The sequence below is a fragment of the Rhodoferax fermentans genome (assembly GCF_002017865.1).
Lineage (GTDB): Bacteria > Pseudomonadota > Gammaproteobacteria > Burkholderiales > Burkholderiaceae_C > Rhodoferax > Rhodoferax fermentans.
In genome coordinates this window covers 1,072,121-1,090,900 of record NZ_MTJN01000002.1, presented here as the reverse complement: position 1 = coordinate 1,090,900, position 18,780 = coordinate 1,072,121, and the positions used below count along the sequence as shown (strand labels likewise).

At 59.0% G+C, this 18,780-nt stretch carries 15 protein-coding genes and 1 tRNA gene; 1 reads left to right on the top strand and 15 read right to left on the bottom strand.

From position 1 onward, the window contains the following. Positions 1-233 precede the first annotated feature (233 nt). The 15 genes from RF819_RS05295 to RF819_RS05225 all read right to left on the bottom strand — a co-directional run bounded on the left by RF819_RS05295 (position 234) and on the right by RF819_RS05225 (position 16,118). Positions 234-1,202: an IS5 family transposase gene (locus RF819_RS05295; RefSeq protein ID WP_078366726.1), complete on the bottom strand. Its 969-nt coding sequence runs from the start codon at positions 1,200-1,202 to the stop codon at positions 234-236. 71 nt (positions 1,203-1,273) lie between these two features. Continuing rightward, positions 1,274-2,554 (bottom strand): TRAP transporter large permease subunit, encoded by a 1,281-nt coding sequence (locus RF819_RS05290; RefSeq protein ID WP_078364005.1) that lies wholly within the window; start codon positions 2,552-2,554, stop codon positions 1,274-1,276. Then, positions 2,551-3,165, bottom strand: a complete 615-nt coding sequence (locus RF819_RS05285) for a TRAP transporter small permease (protein WP_242473305.1) — start codon at positions 3,163-3,165, stop codon at positions 2,551-2,553. The genes RF819_RS05290 and RF819_RS05285 overlap by 4 nt, the downstream gene beginning before the upstream one ends. Positions 3,166-3,187: 22 nt before the next feature. Next, positions 3,188-4,210, bottom strand: a complete 1,023-nt coding sequence (locus tag RF819_RS05280) for a DctP family TRAP transporter solute-binding subunit (RefSeq protein ID WP_078364004.1) — start codon at positions 4,208-4,210, stop codon at positions 3,188-3,190. A gap of 209 nt (positions 4,211-4,419) precedes the next feature. Further along, entirely contained in the window at positions 4,420-5,019 is a 600-nt protein-coding gene (locus RF819_RS05275) for a response regulator transcription factor (RefSeq protein WP_078366784.1), read from the bottom strand. A 107-nt stretch (positions 5,020-5,126) separates the two neighbouring features. After that, a complete protein-coding gene (locus tag RF819_RS05270) occupies positions 5,127-8,666 on the bottom strand; it encodes a response regulator (protein WP_078364003.1) in 3,540 nt (1,179 codons plus the stop codon). A 103-nt stretch (positions 8,667-8,769) separates the two neighbouring features. After that, a tRNA-Lys gene (locus tag RF819_RS05265) sits at positions 8,770-8,845 on the bottom strand. A 90-nt stretch (positions 8,846-8,935) separates the two neighbouring features. Continuing rightward, a complete protein-coding gene (locus RF819_RS05260) occupies positions 8,936-9,913 on the bottom strand; it encodes a GMP reductase (RefSeq protein ID WP_078364002.1) in 978 nt (325 codons plus the stop codon). A gap of 128 nt (positions 9,914-10,041) precedes the next feature. After that, positions 10,042-10,782, bottom strand: a complete 741-nt coding sequence (locus RF819_RS05255; RefSeq protein ID WP_078364001.1) for a hypothetical protein — start codon at positions 10,780-10,782, stop codon at positions 10,042-10,044. A 56-nt stretch (positions 10,783-10,838) separates the two neighbouring features. Further along, positions 10,839-11,618: an inositol monophosphatase family protein gene (locus tag RF819_RS05250; protein ID WP_078364000.1), complete on the bottom strand. Its 780-nt coding sequence runs from the start codon at positions 11,616-11,618 to the stop codon at positions 10,839-10,841. After that, positions 11,615-12,139, bottom strand: a complete 525-nt coding sequence (locus tag RF819_RS05245) for a hypothetical protein (protein WP_078363999.1) — start codon at positions 12,137-12,139, stop codon at positions 11,615-11,617. The genes RF819_RS05250 and RF819_RS05245 overlap by 4 nt, the downstream gene beginning before the upstream one ends. Positions 12,140-12,147: 8 nt before the next feature. Beyond that, positions 12,148-12,975, bottom strand: coding sequence for an ABC transporter permease (locus RF819_RS05240; protein ID WP_078363998.1), 828 nt, complete (start codon positions 12,973-12,975; stop codon positions 12,148-12,150). Then, positions 12,972-13,817: an ABC transporter permease gene (locus RF819_RS05235; RefSeq protein WP_200224489.1), complete on the bottom strand. Its 846-nt coding sequence runs from the start codon at positions 13,815-13,817 to the stop codon at positions 12,972-12,974. Before RF819_RS05235 ends, RF819_RS05240 begins: the two co-directional genes overlap by 4 nt. Before the next feature lie 13 nt (positions 13,818-13,830). Then, positions 13,831-14,982, bottom strand: a complete 1,152-nt coding sequence (locus RF819_RS05230) for an extracellular solute-binding protein (protein ID WP_078363997.1) — start codon at positions 14,980-14,982, stop codon at positions 13,831-13,833. Between the two features lie 35 nt (positions 14,983-15,017). After that, positions 15,018-16,118: an ABC transporter ATP-binding protein gene (locus RF819_RS05225; protein ID WP_078363996.1), complete on the bottom strand. Its 1,101-nt coding sequence runs from the start codon at positions 16,116-16,118 to the stop codon at positions 15,018-15,020. Positions 16,119-16,218: 100 nt separating this feature from the next. Here RF819_RS05225 and RF819_RS05220 point away from each other — a divergent pair, with 100 nt between their 5' ends. After that, positions 16,219-18,648, top strand: a complete 2,430-nt coding sequence (locus tag RF819_RS05220) for a UvrD-helicase domain-containing protein (protein WP_078363995.1) — start codon at positions 16,219-16,221, stop codon at positions 18,646-18,648. Positions 18,649-18,780 lie beyond the last annotated feature (132 nt).

The following is an 18,780-nucleotide window of genomic DNA, read 5'->3' as shown; positions in this document are numbered from 1 at the left end:
TCAGCTGAAACGTGGCGCAGATTGCACAGGTTCAACGCTGATGTGACAAAACTGGTCGGGTTTTACACAGCGTTGTCCCATGCGTAACAACGTCTAAGGCAACGCTGAACAAGTAGAGTCAAAGCAGGCCCCAGCGGTATCGAGAAACCGAAGTTGTCGAAATTGCGACCAGCTGAGCTCGCTTTTGCCCCCTTTGAGGCTGTTTCAGGGGGAATTCACCCCCTATTGCGCCCTCATGGACGCACCTGTGCCATCAGCCTTTGTCGGCAGAGATAGATGTTGGCCAGCGCCAAAGCAGTAAACGCCCGCGTGGCGTTCTTCTGCAACCCACGGTAACGCACCTTGCCAAAGCCCCACAGGCGCTTGACCACAGCAAATACATGCTCCACGCGTGAGCGGATCTTGGATTTGTTGCGGTTCTTGGCGCGAATGCCTTCATCGACCACACCAGAGCGGCGACTGCGCTGGTTGGTGAAGTCTTTGGCCTTGGGTGCTGCACTGCGGATCAGCTCCTTCTGGCTGGCGTAGGCACTGTCGCCATAGACGCGTTGCTCCTTGCCATGCAACAAACTGGGCAGTGGGTGTTTGTCATGCACGTTGGCTGCTGTGACCACCGCATGGTGGGCCAGACCACTTTGGCTGTCCACACCGATGTGCAACTTCATGCCAAAGTACCACTGTTGGCCCTTGCGGGTTTGGTGCATGTCCGGGTCGCGCGCCTTATTCGCATTCTTGGTGGAACTCGGTGCACCAATGATGGTGGCGTCCACAATGGTGCCGGTGTTGAGCTTGAAGCCCTTGCTTTGCAAGACAGCGCCTACTTGGGCAAACAGGGCTTGGCCAAGTTTGTGCTTGTTGAGGAGTTTGCGAAAGTTCAACACCGTGGTGGCGTCCGGCACAGATTCACGCCCCAGGTCAATGCCCACGAAGCGACGCAGGCTCACGCTGTCGTACAGAGCTTCTTCACAGGCCAGGTCTGCCAGGTTGAACCAGTGCTGGATGAAGTGGATGCGCAGCATACGCTCAAGCCCGATGGGGGGACGCCCATTACCGGCCTTGGGGTAAAACGGCTCGATGACTTCGCACAGAGCGGCCCAGGGAACGATGACTTCCATGGTCTTCAAGAACTCATCGCGCCGCGTGGGCTTGCGGTAGGTCTCAAAGCTTTGTTGTTCGGCCATGGCCAGAGTTTGTTGTTTCATCTGCATCTCCTGCTTGGGATGCCACGAACCATGCAAGTCATGGGCCAACTGGGGACTTGATCAGTGTTGCCCTAACGCGACAGGAAAGCCAGCGGGACCAGAACCAAATCCGGGAACAGAACGAGTAAGAAGATGACGCTCACTTCTGCCAACAGGAAGGGCCACATACCGACGACAACTTTTCCCACCGGAATTTTGCCCACCCCACAGACGGCGGTCAGCGATGTGCCGACCGGTGGCGTAATCAACCCAATGGCATTGGCCATGACAAAAATCACGCCGAAGTACACCGGGTTGATGCCCACCTGTTTGACGACCGGCATCAAGACCGGCGCCAGAATCAATATGGTTGGTGTCATGTCCATCGAGGTGCCGATGATCAGTGTGACGATGACGATCGCAAACATGAAAAGTTTTGGCGAATCAAGGACAGGGCCAAGCAGTTCAACCAGTTGACCCGGCAAATCAGCCACTGTGATCAGCCAAGCCGTCACCATCGCACCACCCACCAGGAACATCACCACGGCGGTCATTTTTCCTGCACTCAGGAAGAGTTTGTAGAGATCCTTGAACTTGAGCTCGCGGTAAACAAACATTCCGACAAACAGGGCATAGACTGCCGCCACCACGGCTGCTTCGGTCGGTGTGAACACGCCCATCTTCAGGCCAACGATGATGATCACCGGCAGGAACAGCGCCCAGATGCCTTCAACAAAAGTCTTGCGAATTTCTGCCGCAGGCGGGCGCTTCTGGGTTTTCAACTTGTCATGGCGCGACACCCACCACCAGGCAAAGATGATTGACATCCCCATCAAAACACCCGGGACAATGCCCGCCAAAAACAGTTTGGTGATCGAAACCTGTGCGGCAACGCCAAAAATGACGAAGGGAATGCTTGGTGGAATGATGGGTGCAATGATGCCCCCGCAGGCAATCAGCCCGGCGCAACGACCTTCGTCATACTTGGCTTCGCGCATCATGGGCAACAACAAAGCGGCCAGTGCCGTGGTATCCGCCACAGCTGATCCGGAGAGGCTGGCCATGATGATCGCTGCAACGACGGCCACGTAACCGAGGCCTCCTTTGATGTGTCCGACCAAGGCCATGGCCATGTTGACGATTCGGCGGGAAAGGCCCCCGGCATTCATGAACTCGCCGGCCAACATGAAGAACGGCGCAGCCAACAAAACGAAGTTGTCAGCCCCGTTGATCAGGTTCTGGGCAATCAACTGCGCATCAAAAATGCCCATGTACCACATCAGCGCGGTACCGGACAACAACAAGGTGAAAGCGATCGGTACACCGACCAGCATAAAACCGATCAGGCAGCCGAGAAAAATGGCCAAGGTCATTTGCCGCTCCCCGCATTGTTTTGGTTATTGCCATGGGTCTCGATCTGATCGAGCGAACTGTTCCCCATCATCAGGTCCTGCGCGTTGGCCTGACCGATCAGCACAACATAGATGTTGCGGACCAAGTAGGCTCCGATTCCGACGCTGGCGACGATCCCGGCGGCATATTGCACGGCAACAGGCATGCCGGTTGCCGGGAACTCGGTGCCGAGATTGATCACCGTCTGCTGCCAACTGCCAACCAGAACCAAGCCACAGACGCCAAGCACCAGCAGGCTGGTGACAACCACACAAAACTTTTGCGCATTTGGTGATAAACGTTTTGTCAGGGTGTCGATACCCAAATGGGCATGTTCTTTCATGGCCACGACCGCGCCCAGGAAAGTCAACCAGACAAACATGATCCGAGACAGCTCCTCAGAGATTGTGATGCCCGAGTTGAATACATAGCGCAGAACGACGTTGCCGAACACCAAAACCAACATCACCGCCAGAAACGCCACTATCAAACTGTTGAACAGTTTGATCAGGTAAATCTCCAATATTTTCATAATTTTTGCCTTGCCACTTGCCAGCTGATACACAACAGCGCCGGGTTGGTCAATGACCATCCCGACGCAACTTGTCGTAGGACTACTTCAGGTTCTTGGTTCTATCGAGTTCAGCGTAGAAGGCCTTGACCAGCGCCGGGTCAAGCTGTGCAGCGTACTTGTCGGTGACCGGTTTGACCGCGTCCTTCATACGCTGCAGCTCGGCTGGCGCAATTTCGTTGAGCAGCATGCCGTGCTCGATCAGCACCTTGCGCGATTTGTCGGTCATTGCGCGTGCAGCTTTACGCTGGACGTTGCGTGCCTCCACCATGGCTTCTTGAAAGATGCTCTTTTCATCAGCCGACAGCGTGTCCCAGAACTTCTTGCTGGCCATGATCATCTGTGGGTTGTAGATGTGGCGATCAGCGCTGAAATACTTCTGCACTTCGTAGAACTTACTCGAATCGACCGAGGTTTCCGGGTTTTCCTGGCCATCGACGGTCTTCATTTCGAGCGCTGTGTAAAGCTCCGGGAAGGGCATGGCAACCGCATTGGCACCCAAGGTATTGAGCATGTCAACGTAAAGCGGGTTGGAGATCGTGCGGATCTTCAGACCTTTGATGTCTTCGAGCTTGTTGATTGGTCGTTTGCTGTTACTGATGCTGCGGTAACCTTGTTCCATGAAACCCAGGCCCACCCAACCTTTGGCCGGCATGTAGTCCATCAGTTTCTGGCCGAACGGGCCGTCGAGCACTGCGTCGGCTTGTGCCACGTTGGCAAACGAGAAGGGGAAGTCGAGAACGACAAACTCCTTGATCGTGCCAACAATCTGTGCGGGTGACATGGCCGACAGCTCGATTGTGCCGCCCTGCATGGCTGATGCGACCTGCTGTTCACCACCCAGTGTGCCATTCGGGAAAACCTTGATCTTGATTTTGCCGCCGCTCTTTTTGTCAACGACCTCAATGAACTTTTGCACACCCAAGCCTTGCGGATGGTCGATCGCGTTGACGATCGGAAACTTCAGGCTGCGTTCCTTGATGTCAGCCGCCTGACCGGCACTGGCGGCAAAGACCAGAGCGGTTACCAGGGCGATGGGGCTCAGAATCCTCTTGAATACTTGCATTTGTCTTCCTTGTTGAACTGCGATGATTGAGCGTTTGATCGATGAAGCAACGCGCTGCTTCATCGATCAAACGAAGAAATTGTGTGTCACTCAGTGGGTGACGAAAAGAGTAGATCTACTCAGACACCGGTGGTGTGCCAAACGCATCAGGCATGGCGTTGGTGTGTGGCCACCGGATGGTGCAGGCCATCACGGGACCAGGTCACAACTCAGAGAAAAAGTCTGACCAGCTCAATGGCGGAGGTGACATTGAGTTTCTCCATCAGCCGAGCACGGTGGTTTTCCACCGTGCGCACACTGATCTGGAGGTCTTCTGCAATCTTCGGGCTCGATCTGCCAGTAATCACCAGTTCTGCAATCTGGCGCTCCTTGGGTGTGAGGGATGACAGCCGAGCTTCTCGCATGGCTCTGAGCTTGTCTTCTTCATACAGCTGACGGCTGCGAGCCAGCGCACTCTGCACCTTCTCGACCAGCGTCGCACCATCAACGGGTTTTTCAAGAAAATCAACAGCGCCTTTTTTGATGGCCTCAACAGCGCAGTGAACTGCGGGGTAGCCAGAAACCAGGATGATCGGCAAATGGCTGCCTTTCTCCAGCAACTGGCGCTGCACCTCAAGCCCGTCGATCCCAGGCATACGCAGATCACAAATCAGACATTCGTGGGGACCAGGGTGATAGGCGTCGAGAAAGGTCTGTGCTGACGTGAATGTTCGGATGTCAGCTTCGACGTCGGCCAGAAACTCCCGAAACATCCAGAGGGCCATGTCATCATCATCAATGACATAAACGATTGGGCATACAGTCCGCATCATGCCAATTCCAAATTGTTCATATCTCTGTCGCTGATACGGATCGCCGATTCACCCACTGTTTCTGGCATTCTACGTTCGGCCCCCGAAACGGCTGTCTGGCGGTGTCAGGCGGAGCTTGGTGTGAGCTCCTTGAGGCGCAGCAACAGTGCTGCAAAATCGGCTGCGAACACCGAAATATCTGCCTCCAGATGAGGGGTCTCGCTGCGGTCCCCGTTTTCGCTCAGTGCGCTTTGCAGGGCAGCAGCGCGATGCTTCAGATCCTCAACACCCAGTGCCCCCAACATCGACTTGGCGTTGTGGATGACATCAAGCATAGTCTCTCGGTCCCCGAGGTGCAGGGCCTGTTCCAGCGTTTCCAACATGCCCTTGCGTTCGGCAACAAAGCGGACAACGAGCTTGGCATACAGTTCGCGCCGCCCCATCATGCGTGACACCGCTTCGGTGACGTTGACACCCGGAATCCGGGCCACGGCAACGAGCATGGTCTCAACATCGTTGCCGGGGACGTTCCGCACAGGCGCCTGTTGCTCGAGGACGTGCGCCGGTTCTTGCGGTTTGGGTGCCACGGGCAGGTGGCGCAGAAGGATCGGGAACATCTGGTTGGGGTCAATCGGTTTGGCGATGTAGTCGCTCATGCCCGCTGCCAGACAGCGTTCGCGGTCCCCGCCAAGGGCGTTGGCCGTCAGCGCGATGATCGGCAAGTTTGCAAAACGAAGATCTTGTTTGATCAGGTCCGCCGCTTCAAAACCGTTCATGACCGGCATATTGATGTCCATCAGCACCAAGTCGAAGGTATGTTCCTGCAACAGGCGTATGCCGTGTGAGCCGTCACGGGCCATGCTGACACGGGCGCCAACCAGGTCCAGAAGGCCGTGCACCACCTCCTGGTTGATCGGGTTGTCTTCCACCAAAAGGATATGACGTCCGTACAGACCTTCCCAGCGCACGGGCAAGCCGGATACAGGGGCTTTGCTGGCATGTTCGGGATGCACCCGTCTGGTGACGGTATCCAGCAGCTCGGAGGGGGTTACAGGTTTGGACATCACCGCTGCAAAAAGTGAACGATCAACGTGGTCTGGCAGACCTTGCACGTTGCTGGCCATCAACACCAGTCGTGGCCTGAGTCCACGCAAAGGCAGCTGCTGGATGTCCTCGGCCAACCGCTGCCCGTTCATTTCAGGCATTCGCCAGTCGATGAAAACAATGTCGTAGGGACGATTCTCTGCGTCGACCTTGGCAAGCTGCGTGATGGCTTGCTGGGCCTGGCTGGTCTCGTCGACAAAAATGCCCAGTGAACGCAACAGCTTGGCCAACTGGCCACGCGCCTGGGTGTTGTCATCCACCACCAGCGCATACCTGCAGCCCTCTACGGACGTGGGAGGGGCCGTCAAGCCAAGCTGCGCACTCACTGTCAGACAGATCTCCAATGCAAATACGCTGCCGCAGCCGGTCTGTGACCGGACGCTAACCTTGGCGTCCATCAACTCTGCGAGATTTTTGCTGATCGCCAGGCCCAGCCCCGTGCCTTCGAAACCCTGGTTTGCTGAACCATGGAGTTGCTGGAAAGGTGAAAACAGCAGGGACAGTTGTTCTTCGGTGATCCCGATGCCCGTGTCTTCCACCTCAAAACGCAGGGTGATCTGTGCACCATTCCGGTTGAGCGCGGCAACACGCAGAACCACATCACCATCCCCAGTGAACTTCACGGCGTTGTTGGCAAAGTTGATCAGGATTTGACCGATGCGCATCGCATCACCCACCAGCATGTCGGGCAGGCCAGGCTCGATCGCGATGATCAACTCCAGTCCCTTGGTATCAGCACGCTCCCAGACCAGGTCAGCCACATTGGAGAGCAAACCTTCGAGTGAAAACTCGGTGTGGTGAATCGGCAGTTTCCCCGCCTCGAACCTGGAGAGATCCAGAATGTCATTGACGATCGCGAGCAGATGTTGCCCAGATGACCGAATGCGCTCAATGTAGTGTGCAACACGCTGTGAGGTATTGACATGCGCCGCGAGATGGCTCATGCCCAGAATGGCATTCAGCGGGGTGCGAATCTCGTGGCTCATGTTCGCCAGGAACTCGGCCTTGGCGCGGCCTGCTGCCTCGGCCATGTCGCGGGCAGCGGCCAGTTGTTCGGTGCGCACCACCACCTTGTCCTCCAGCGTGCGTGTCATCTCCTCCAGCTCCCGCTGTGTGCGGATCTGCTCGGTGATGTTCAGCGCCACGGTGCCAACGGCAACCACCGTCTTGTCGTCATCCCCCCGCACGGGGAAACACACCACGCTGTAGGTGGTTTCACCGTCATCCCCGGACGGCCGCGTCTGGTTCAGGCGAAACGCCTGGCCGCTGCGAACCACCTCACGGTGTTCGGCTTCGCGTCTGCGCGCCTCTTCGGGCGGAAACAGTTCGGCGTCGGTTTTGCCGAGAACATGGCCGGGCGGGGCGTTGAAGGCTGACTCAAAGACCGGGTTGGCCATCAGGTAGCGGCCTGATGCACTCTTCATATGGATCTCGGCCGGAATGTTGTCACGGAAGGCGGCCAGCTGTTGCTGACTGCGTGCCAGTGAAAACCGCGAGCGCAAGTCCAGCCACGTCAACGCGGCAATCAGGACAACCCCCAAGCCAATCAGCGCCACCAGGGTGTTGAGCGCAAAGTGGTACGAGCGAAAGGCCTCGTCCATCTCCTCCTCAATCACGATGCCCATCTGCGTGTCGGGCAACCAAGAGGCTGCACCGACGACCCGCCGTCCGCGAAAGTCGATGTAGTTCTCGATCAGGCTGGTCTGCAGCGAATCGTGTTCCAGCAAACGTGCCACCACCTGTGTATAAAAGCTATTGCTGGGTTGGTCGGTGACCTCAGCGTTGTCTTGCATGAGGTGGGCAGACAAGCCGAACAGGCTCCAGCCGGGTTCCGCGCCAATGGGGTGGGGCAGACTTTTTTCAAAACGGACCGGCGACAGGATTTGGCCAGCATCATCAACCACATAGGCGTCACCGGTCAACCCGGAGCGGCCCGCGTGTAACAGCCGATACAGGCGTGGAAAGGGGTTTTCATGCAAACACAGGAAGGCGAGGTTGGTTATGCCCTCGTTGATGCGTGAGCAAGACAGCTGGTAGGCAACATCGTTGGGGTTGTCAATCACCAGGCCGGCAACCGGGTGATGCGCTGAAATAGGCCGCGTCATGGCGGCACCTGTCAACTCGGCCAAGCGCAACGCCTCTTGTGTCGACGGCAGCGTCGATTGGCCAATGTATTGCCTATTTCCCGAGGCAATCACGTGAAGCCCGTCGGCCGAGATCAACTGGTAGTCTTCAAAACCACGGCTCTTGAAGCGTGGTGTGATCCAGCTTTTGATGTTGTCATGGGCCGCCCGTTCGCTGGGGCCAACCAGCAGACGTTTGGTCAGCTCCTTGAAGCGAGGTTCGTCGGCAATCGTTTGGACACGGGCGGCTGAGTCCTGCTGCTGCAAAGCAAGAACCCGCTCCATGGTCTTGAGGTTGCTGATGATGTGGTCAGCGAGACTGCGGCGGTACTCGTTGCCGATCACCTTGAGCACTGCGGTACCCGCAACGATCAGCACGACGATGGCCACCAGGGCCTGTAGCACCCGGACTCGCAAGTCCTTGCGTGAGGTACTCATGGGACAGGTTCTCTACTCACATGGGGGACCCAAATGTCGTGTGATTTGCTGCAGGCAATAAAAAAGCACTTAGTTGTGACGCTAAGTGCTTTTTATTGTGTTTTGGTGGGAACTGAGAGATTCGAACTCTCGACCTACGGATTAAGAGTCCGCTGCTCTACCAGCTGAGCTAAATTCCCGTTCGGGTGGCGGTTAACACCGCCGTCGAAGCCCTAAATTATATAGGCAAATTTCGCGTTTTTTCTGCCTTGTGGGCAGAGCTGGTCTGGTTACATCAGCAGGTGTTCACCCGCGTTGTCGCCACCCAGCGTCACGTAGTTCACCTTGCGGATGTCCATCAGCTTCTTGCCACCGGCGTAGCTGATCGAGCTTTGCACGTCCTGCTCCATCTCGATCAGGGTGTTGGCCAGTTTGCCTTTGATCGGCTCCAGGATGCGTTTGCCTTCCACGTGTTTGTATTCACCCTTGTTGAAGTCGCTGGCCGAGCCGTAGTACTCTTTGTAGAGCCTGCCGTCCACTTCCACGGTCTGGCCCGGGCTTTCTTCGTGGCCGGCAAACAGTGAGCCAATCATCACCATGGTGGCGCCAAAACGCACACTCTTGGCAATGTCGCCGTGGTCGCGGATGCCGCCGTCGGCAATGATGGGTTTGGTGGCCACACGGGCACACCATTTGAGCGCGCTGAGTTGCCAGCCGCCGGTGCCAAAACCGGTCTTGAGTTTGGTGATGCAGACCTTGCCCGGGCCAATGCCGACCTTGGTGGCGTCGGCGCCCCAGTTTTCCAGGTCAATCACCGCTTCGGGGGTGGCCACATTGCCGGCAATGATGAAGGTGCTCGGGATCTTCTCGCGCAGGTAAGCAATCATGTTTTTCACGCTGTCGGCATGGCCATGAGCAATGTCGATGGTGATGTATTCGGGCGTCAGGCCTTGGGCCACCAGTTGGTCCACCGTGTCGTAATCGGGCTTTTTCACGCCGAGCGAGATCGATGCGTACAGGCCACGCGCTTTCATGTCCTTGACGAAGGCCACGTTGTCCAGGTCAAAGCGGTGCATCACATAGAAGTAGCCGTTTTGCGCCAGCCAGATACAAATTGGCTCACTCACCACTGTTTTCATGTTGGCCGGCACCACCGGGATGCGAAAGCGGCGGGGTCCAAAGTCCACCCCGGCGTCGCATTCTGAGCGGCTCTCCACCCGGCATTTGCGGGGCAGCAGCAAGATGTTGTCGTAGTCGAAAATTTCCATGGTCAAGCGTCTTTCTAAAAGTTAAAAACAAGAGCGCTTGGATTGCGACCGGTTGGTGCTGGCAGCGGCGCGAGGGCCGAGCGGGCACAAAAAACCGGGCTGCAATTGCTTGGGCCCGGTGTCTGATTCTACCGTGTTTGGTCGCTAGGCGCGCTTGTCTCTTCTTTGGGGCACAGTGAACTGGCCGCAGCCAGCACCTGGCCCTGGGCGTCTTGCACCCAGCCCAGCAGTTGCAACCGGTTCGTCTTTGTGCCCTCGGGCAGGCTCATGGCGCGGAAGTCTTCCAGGCTGATTGTTTCCTGATTTGATAGTGCTTGGCCCTTGTTCCATAAGGGCTGGAGTGCATTTCTGATCAGATTCCTTGGCCGTGGTGAACCCTCGGTGCCGCTGGGCAGGTTTTCCACCAGCAGCACCCAGCCTGACAGCGGCCAGGCCAGCGCGCTGTTGGCTGGCAGCGTCAGCGATACCGACATCCCCACATAGTTGTTGACCGCTGGCCCATGCGCCACGCGCAGTGTCAAACCAGGCCAGTTGGCAACCGCCTGGCTGCGCTGGCTCTGGGTGGTCGGGCGGGGCTGTTGTTGTGAGGCCAGCCGGGCCAGGGCATCGCTGCTGGCCGCTGCGGCCAGTGCGGCGTCTTCACCCTGGCTGCCAGGCACGATCCAGTCCAGCACCAGGGCCTTGGGAGGGGCAGCGGCAGTGTTGGAGTCGCGCCAGCAGGCGTCGCAGTCGGCGTTGATAAAACGCTCGAACAACAAGGTGGGCGCGGGCTGGTCATCGCTGCTGCAGGCCGATTGGCCATGTGCCAAGGTTGCAGCCAGCAGCAGGGGCAGGATCGGCGCTGCAGAGCGCCATACGTTTTGGATCATGCCCCTTTGTACATGGGGCGGCAAAGCTGTGTGGGGTTGACGGGTTTTGTGGGGGCTCAGGCCAGCGAAATCTGGGTGAGGGCGCTGAAACTGTCTGCCAGCAGCGCATTGCTGGCGAGCACCGCATTGCCCTGGCGCAGACCGTCATTGGCCCAGAACGGGTTGATGCGGCCACCGGCCTCGGTCACCAGCAGCAGGCCTGCTGCCACGTCCCAGGCGTTGATGTGTTGTTCGGCATAACACTCGATGCGCCCCGCACTGACATAGGCCAAACCCAGCGCACCCGAGCCCGCCCGACGCACCGCGCAGCCGGTGTGCATGGTTCGGCTCACCAGGTCAAGGTAAGCATCCACCGGTTTGCGGCTGGACCAGCCGATTTCTGCGCTGGCTGTCGTCAGCGTATCGATGCTGCTCACCTGCAGGCGTCGGCCATTGAGCCAGGCGCCCTGGCCACGCCCGGCCAGAAATAGCTCGTCACGCATCGGGTCGTAGATAGCACCGGCTTCGAGCTGGCCGTGCACCATGACACCCAGTGAAATACAAAAATGCGCGATGTTGCGGGCAAAGTTGGCGGTGCCGTCAATCGGGTCAACAATCCACAGGCGCTCGACGTCGGTCAAGCCGCCGCCTTCTTCACCCAGCACACCGTCCTGCGGAAAACGCTGGCTGATCTGCTCACGCACAAACTGCTCAACCGCGAGATCGGTCTCGGTCAGGTAATCCTGCTGGCCCTTGAGGCTGTAGGCGGGGCGGTCTGGCGCCAGAAAAGCGTCACGTATCAGCGGGCCTGCGGACAGGGCCAGCTCTTTCACGGCTTGCATCAAGGGGGTGGTCATGCGGCTGGGCTCAAAGAGTGGCTCTCAAGAATACACCACTGCTCAATTGGCACGTTTTTGGACGAACGGCATACCGCCAACTGGTCAAACACCAGCTCTTGCCCCTCAAACTGCTCGGCCAGTGGCCCCAGCAGGCCCGCGATGTGTGGGTGGGGTTCACCATACGCCAGGCTCAGATGCGGAAAAGGCGACAGCCCCGTTGCGGTGCGGGTGATGGCTTGTGTGGCCTGCTGCATCAGGCCAAAGGCTGGTGTCAGCGATAGCCGCAGGTACAGGCAGCGGAAAAAGTGTTCGCTGCTCTCCACACCGTCCACACGCCAGCGCAGCGGCGCCTGGCATGCCGCCAGCCGCTCCAGCAGGTGGCTCAGGGGCGCCAACTCGGTGCTGATGTCACCCTGGATCGTGACATGGGGTGCAAACACCGGGCCATCCAGGTGGCTGGACAACAGCGCGATGCTGTTATGGAGCCGCGCGGTGTCGGCAGTGCTTGGCAACAGCCAGATGGAGTACTCATTGGTCATGGCAACACCTATTTACCCACGCTGGCCAACACATCGGCCTTGAGGAAACGTTCCACAAACAGCATGAACAGCGTGGACGGAACCAGCAGCAACAAGGCGGTGATGGAGGCGATCTGGTAATTGCCTTCCATCGCAGCGTTGAGCATCGTCAACGGTAGCGTCTGGATGTTGGGCACCCCGACAAAAAAGGTGCCGGAAAACTCGTCGAGTGAAATCAGGAACACAAAAATCGCACTCGCCATCAGCCCCGGCGCCGCCAATGGCAGCGACACCGTCATAAAAGCGCGCAGCGGTGAGGCCCCGAGGTTGCGCGCAGCTTCGACCTGTTCTTGGCCAATCGCAGCAAAGGCGGCGGACGCAATCCAGATCGCCAACACCAGCCCCTGGATCGCGTGCACCAGCATCACGCCCCAGATGGTGCCGGTGAGTCCGAGCCCGTAAAACATGCGGGCAATGTTCAGATGCACCGCCACGGTCGGAAACGCCTGCGGCAGCAGGAAAAACAGCAGGAACAGGCTGCGCAGCGGCAAGTGGCGTTTGGACAGCGCGTAGCCAGCTGGAATCGCCACAGCCAGGCTGAGCACCACCGTCAGCAGCGCGATGACCAGGCTGGTGGAGAGGGCGCGCATGGCCCCCGCCTCAGGCCGGAACACCTTGTCCCAAAAGGCGAAACCCCAGCGCACCGGTAACTTGGCTGGGTAGTACCAGGCCTCGGTCACCGTCCAGATCAGCATGTTGAGCAGTGGCCCAAAAATGGCCACCGCCAGCAGGCCAATCAACAGGCCACGTAACACAGTGCCCAGAAAGGCAGGAAAGCGGAAGTGGGTCAAAGTCATTTGGGAGGCCTGCCGTCGCGCAGACCTTGGCGCAGGTAAAACCAGGCGGCGACACCGCTCATGGTGAAAGAAACAAACCCCAGCGCGTTGGCCACGCCGTAGTCACCATAAGAGTTGACGCGCCAGGCCATGTCGACTGTCAACATCGTGGGGGAACCGGCAATCACCATCATCGGCACCGACAGCGCTGACAACATCGTGACAAACGACAGGATCAACGCCACCCAGACCGTGGCCTGCACCTGCGGCAACACAATCTCGAGCAGCGCCCGCAGCCGCCCGGCGCCCAGGCCGCGGGCCGACTCGATCATCGAGCGGTCCATCGCGGCCATGGCGCCGCAGATCAGCAGCGTGGCAAACGGCAGCTGTTTCCAGACAAAGGTGATCACCACACCGCGCCAGTCCAGCAAGCTCACCGCGTTGAGCGGGTCCACCAGGCCAAGCGACATCAAGGTGTTGTTGAGCATGCCGTTTTTGGCCAGAAAGGTCCGCATCAACTGTGCCGCCACCACAAACGGAATGAACAGCGGCCAGCGGTAGATCCAGCCCAGGATGGCCACCGCGCGCTGGTTTTCACCGAGCGTCAGGTAACCGGCAATGGCAATCGACAAAACACCCACCAGCGCGGTGGACAACACGGTGACACCGGCCGTCAGGGCGATGTCACCGCCATACAGGGCAAAGGCTTTGCTGAAGTTGCCCAAGTCCCAGCCGCCGGTGAGCTCGTTATGGAACGCATAGGTCAGCGACATCCCAAGCGGGTAAACAAACAACAGGCCCACCATCAACACGGCCGGTGCCAACAGGGCCAGCATGGCCAAAGAAGAGGTGGGGCGCTGCATACGGGGCATCACCTCAGTTTTGCACCTGGGCTTCGTACTGCTCACGCATGTCCTTGAAGAAGGGCGCCAGCGGGAACGGTTTGCTGAACTTGGCCAGGTCGGTCGGGGTCACGTCGACAAACAGCTGGTTCCAGGTTTTGGCATCCAGCGAGGACTTGACCACATTGGCGTCGATGCCTGGGTACCAGTTGAAGCGTTTGACAATGCCCTCGGCCTGCACGGCGGGGCTGGTGGCCAGGGCGATGAACTTCTTGGCCAGTTCCACATTTTTGGCCTTGGCCGGAATGGCGTAGTAGTAGGGTTGGCCAGGCATGCCGGGTGAGAGCAGCTTGAGCTTCAGGTTAGGCGCCAGACGGCCTTCGGCTTGCCAGGTGTGGAACATGTCGACCCAGACCGGGCCCATGGCGATTTCGCCGCGGTTGAGCATGTCCAGCGTGCCAGCGTTGCCGGGGGTGAACACCACCTGCTGGTTAAAAGCTTTCAGGTCGGTAAAGGCCTTTTTCCAGCCAGCCTGGGCTTTGGCGTCGTACGGGCCTTGTTGCACCACATCGGGGTTGCCGCCGTAGGCATACATCCAGCCCACCACAAAGGCCACACCCGACATGCCGCCCTTGAGGCCGTTGTAACCAAAACTCTTGGGGTTCTTGGCCACAAAAGACCGCAGTTCGTCGTAAGAAGCGGGCGGGTTTTTGATCAGGTCGGGGTTGTAGGCCAGGGCAGTTTGGCTCTCAAACATCGGCATCACATAACCGTCCACATTCACACCCAGTGCCTGTTTGGCGCTTTGGCTCACCGCGTATTTGCCGGTGCTGATGCTGTCGCGGTATTTGAGCAGCAGGCCGGCTTGCACCATCTCACCGGTTTTTTGCTGGTTCGGCACGATCACGTCGGTGTCCCAGGTGGCCAGACCGGCGGCTTTTTGCGCCTGCAGTTTTTCCAACATTTTTTGTGAACCAGCGTCGTCCGGGCCGGTGCCGACCACGCTGACCTTGACGCCTGGGTTCTGTTTTTCAAACAGCGGGCCAAGGTAGTCGGTGACGTAGTCGACCATGTTTTGTGAACCACCACTGATCACGTTGAGGGTGACCTGCGCCTGCGCCGACAGGCTCAGCGAGCCCAGGGCGAGGGCGATGGACAAGGAAAGGGCGCGTTGGAATGGCTTCATAAAAGTCCTGATGAGTTGCAAAAAAGAAGAGGGGTTCAGTGTTGTGCCAGTGTCTGGCGGGAGACTTCGCGCGGGTACACATGCAAGGCAGCGGCGGGCACATGCACCGCCACCGCCTGGTCGTGGGCCACACTCTGGTGGTGGTCGATGAAAAACGGGCCGCAATGCGTCTGGATCTCGCAGCGGTAGCCGCCACCGAGGTAACTCACCTGGGTCACCCGCCCGGGCAGCTGCAGGCTGTCCTGCGCAGGCTCACCTGGCATCTGCAGGCGGGCGGCCTCACTGCGAAAGTGCACCTGCGCCGGGCCGCTGGACGGTAGCGCTGCCTGGCAGCGGATGCTGGCGCCGGGCAGGCCGGGCACACTCAGATGCACCCCCGCGTGCGAGACCTCGGCCTCACAGTGGATGATGTTTTCTGCTCCCATGAACGAGGCCACGTAAGGTGTTTTGGGGTGCTGAAAGACCTCTTCGGGTGTGCCAATCTGGGCAATCTGACCCCGGTCCAGAATCACCACCTGATCGGCCATCACCATGGCTTCTTCGCGGTCATGCGTGACCAGAACGGCGGTCACCCCCAACTTGCGCTGGATGGCGCGGATTTCGTGGCGCATTTGCAGCCGAATGCGTGCGTCCAGGTTGGACAGCGGTTCGTCCAGCAGCAAAATCTGCGGCTCCACCGCCAGTGCCCGCCCCAGAGCCACGCGCTGGCGCTGGCCGCCGGAGAGTTCGGTCACCGGGCGCTCGGCATACCCTTGCAAGCCCAGCATGTCGAGCAGGCTGCTGATGCGGCGCGCGATGTCGGCACGCGGCATCTTGCGCAGCTTCAGTCCGTAACCCATGTTCTGGGCCACGTTCATGTGGGACCACAGCGCGTACGACTGGAACACCATCGCCATGTCGCGCCGCTCGGGCGGTTCGTGGGCGATGTCGCGGCCGTTGACACTGATGCTGCCCGCACTGGACGGTGTAAAACCTGACAGCGTGCGCAGCAGGGTGGTTTTGCCACAGCCGGATGGCCCCAGCAGCGCCACAAAGCTGCCCCGGGTGATCGACAGGTCAATGCCTTTGAGCACCTCGTGGGCGCCGTAGGCCACACGCAATCCGCGCACGGAAATATGGGGTTCGGACAATGACATGGAATTTTTTGTAAATGGCTTGACTGACACAATGACAGCCCGCGACTATTGCTGGGCCATATGAAGAATCGGTGACAGCCGCGCTTTCTACAATCGGGCCATGTTTTCTTCCCCACCTTCTGAGCCTGTTTCCAACTCGTCCCTGTTGCACAACCTGAACCCGGAACAGCTGGCCGCTGTCACCCTGCCAGCCGAGCACGCGCTGATCCTGGCTGGGGCTGGTTCCGGCAAAACCCGGGTGCTGACCACCCGCATTGCCTGGTTATTGCAAACCGGCGAAGTCTCCCCCGGCGGCATCCTGGCGGTGACCTTCACCAACAAGGCCGCCAAGGAAATGATGACGCGCCTGGGCGCGATGCTGCCGGTCAACGTGCGTGGCATGTGGATTGGCACCTTCCACGGCCTGTGCAACCGCTTTTTGCGTGCGCATTACAAATTGGCCAACCTGCCGCAGGCGTTCCAGATCCTGGACACACAAGATCAGTTGTCGAGCATCAAGCGCCTGTACAAACAATTCAACATCGACGACGAGCGTTTTCCGGCCAAACAGATGCAGTGGTTCATTGGCGGCTGCAAAGAAGACGGCCTGCGCCCCAACGCGGTGGTGGCGCGTGACGATGAAACCCGCAAAAAGATCGAGATCTACCAGCTCTACGAAGACCAATGCCAGCGTGAAGGTGTGGTCGATTTTGGCGAGCTGATGTTGCGCAGTTACGAGCTGCTGCGCGACAACGATCCGATTCGCGAGCATTACCAGCGGCGTTTCCGCCACATCCTGATCGACGAGTTTCAGGACACCAACAAGCTGCAATACGCCTGGGTCAAGATGCTGGCCGGCACCGGCGCCCACAGCAGTGTGGACGGCGCTTTTCAGCCCACCGGCTGTGTGCTGGCGGTGGGTGACGATGACCAGAGCATCTACGCCTTTCGCGGTGCGCGGGTGGGCAACATGGCCGACTTTGTGCGCGAATTTGGCGTGCGCCATCAGATCAAACTCGAAGAAAACTACCGCAGCGGCAGCAACATCCTGGACAGCGCCAACGCGCTGATCAGCCACAACAGCAAACGCCTGGGCAAAAACCTGCGCACGAGCCAAGGCCCCGGTGAACCGGTGCGGGTGTTTGAAGCCACCAGCGACTTTGCCGAGGCGCAGTGGATGGTTGACGAGATGAAACAGCTCGTGCGAGAAGGCCATGAGCGCAAGGAAATTGCGGTGCTGTACCGCAGCAATGCCCAGAGCCGGGTGATTGAGACCGCGCTGTTCAACGCCAGCATGCCCTACAAGGTCTATGGCGGCCTGCGCTTTTTTGAGCGGGCCGAAATCAAGAACGCGTTGGCCTACCTGCGCCTCTTGGAAAACCCGCGCGACGACACCAGCTTCATGCGCGCGGTGAATTTCCCGCCGCGGGGCATTGGTGCCCGCAGCCTGGAGCAATTGCAAGACCTGGCCCGTGCCAGCGGCTGCGCCTTGAGCGACGCGGTCAGCGGCTTGAGCGGCAAGGCGGGCACCAACATCGGCGCGTTTCTGGCTGGTATCGACGTGTTGCGCGAACAAACCCAGGGCATGAGCCTGCGCGACACCATCGTCGCCACGCTGGAGCACAGCAACCTGCTGACCCACTACAAGGCCGACCGCGAAGGCGCCGACCGGCTGGAGAACTTGGCCGAACTGGTCAACGCCGCCGAGAGTTTTGTCAGCATCGAAGGCTTTGGCCGTGACGCGGTGGCGTTGCCGGTGGATGAACTCGGCCAGGCGCTGACCCAATCCCCCGCGTCGCAAGGCCTGGACCTGAACCAGCCGGTGCTGGACATCCCGGCGCCCGATGCGGAAACCGGCGAAACCCTGTCCCCGCTGGCCGCCTTCTTGACCCACGCTGCGTTGGAAGCCGGTGACAACCAGGCCCAGGCTGGGCAGGATGCTATTCAATTGATGACGGTGCACGCCAGCAAAGGCCTTGAATTTGACGCGGTGTTCATCACCGGCATGGAAGAGGGCCTGTTCCCGCACGAGAACTCGATGAACGACCGCGACGGCCTGGAGGAAGAACGCCGCCTGATGTACGTGGCCATCACCCGTGCCCGCAAACGCCTGTACCTGAGCCACTCCCAAACCCGCATGCTGCATGGCCAGACGCGTTACAACCTCAAGAGCCGGTTTTTTGAGGAACTGCCCGAAGAAGCCTTGAAGTGGATCACGCCCAAACAGTCCGGGTTTGGCGGCGGCAGCGGTTTTGGTGGAGGTGCTTCTTATTCAGGAGCTGGTGGCCCTTATTCTGAAAGGGCTAGAGGCCAATTTGGCACGGATTACACCAAATACAACACCGCAGCAACTGCCGCCCCGGTACCCGCGCAAAAAGAGACACCTGGCGGGCTGAAAGTCAAACAAAAAGTGTTTCACCCCAAGTTTGGTGAAGGCACGGTCACCGCGCTCGAAGGCACGGGCGAAGACGCCCGCGCCCAGATCAACTTCCCGCGCCACGGCGTCAAATGGCTGGCGCTCAGTGTGGCCAAGTTAACGCCCGTGCCGTGAGCTGCATGGCATGGCAACTTGGGCAAAACCCGGTGCGATACTTGCCAAACTGTTGTGAGACGGGCCGATAGAAGCGTCTTGATAAAGCAAGTTCAATGATTCGGTGTGGATCAAAACAGCGGTTGAAGGCGG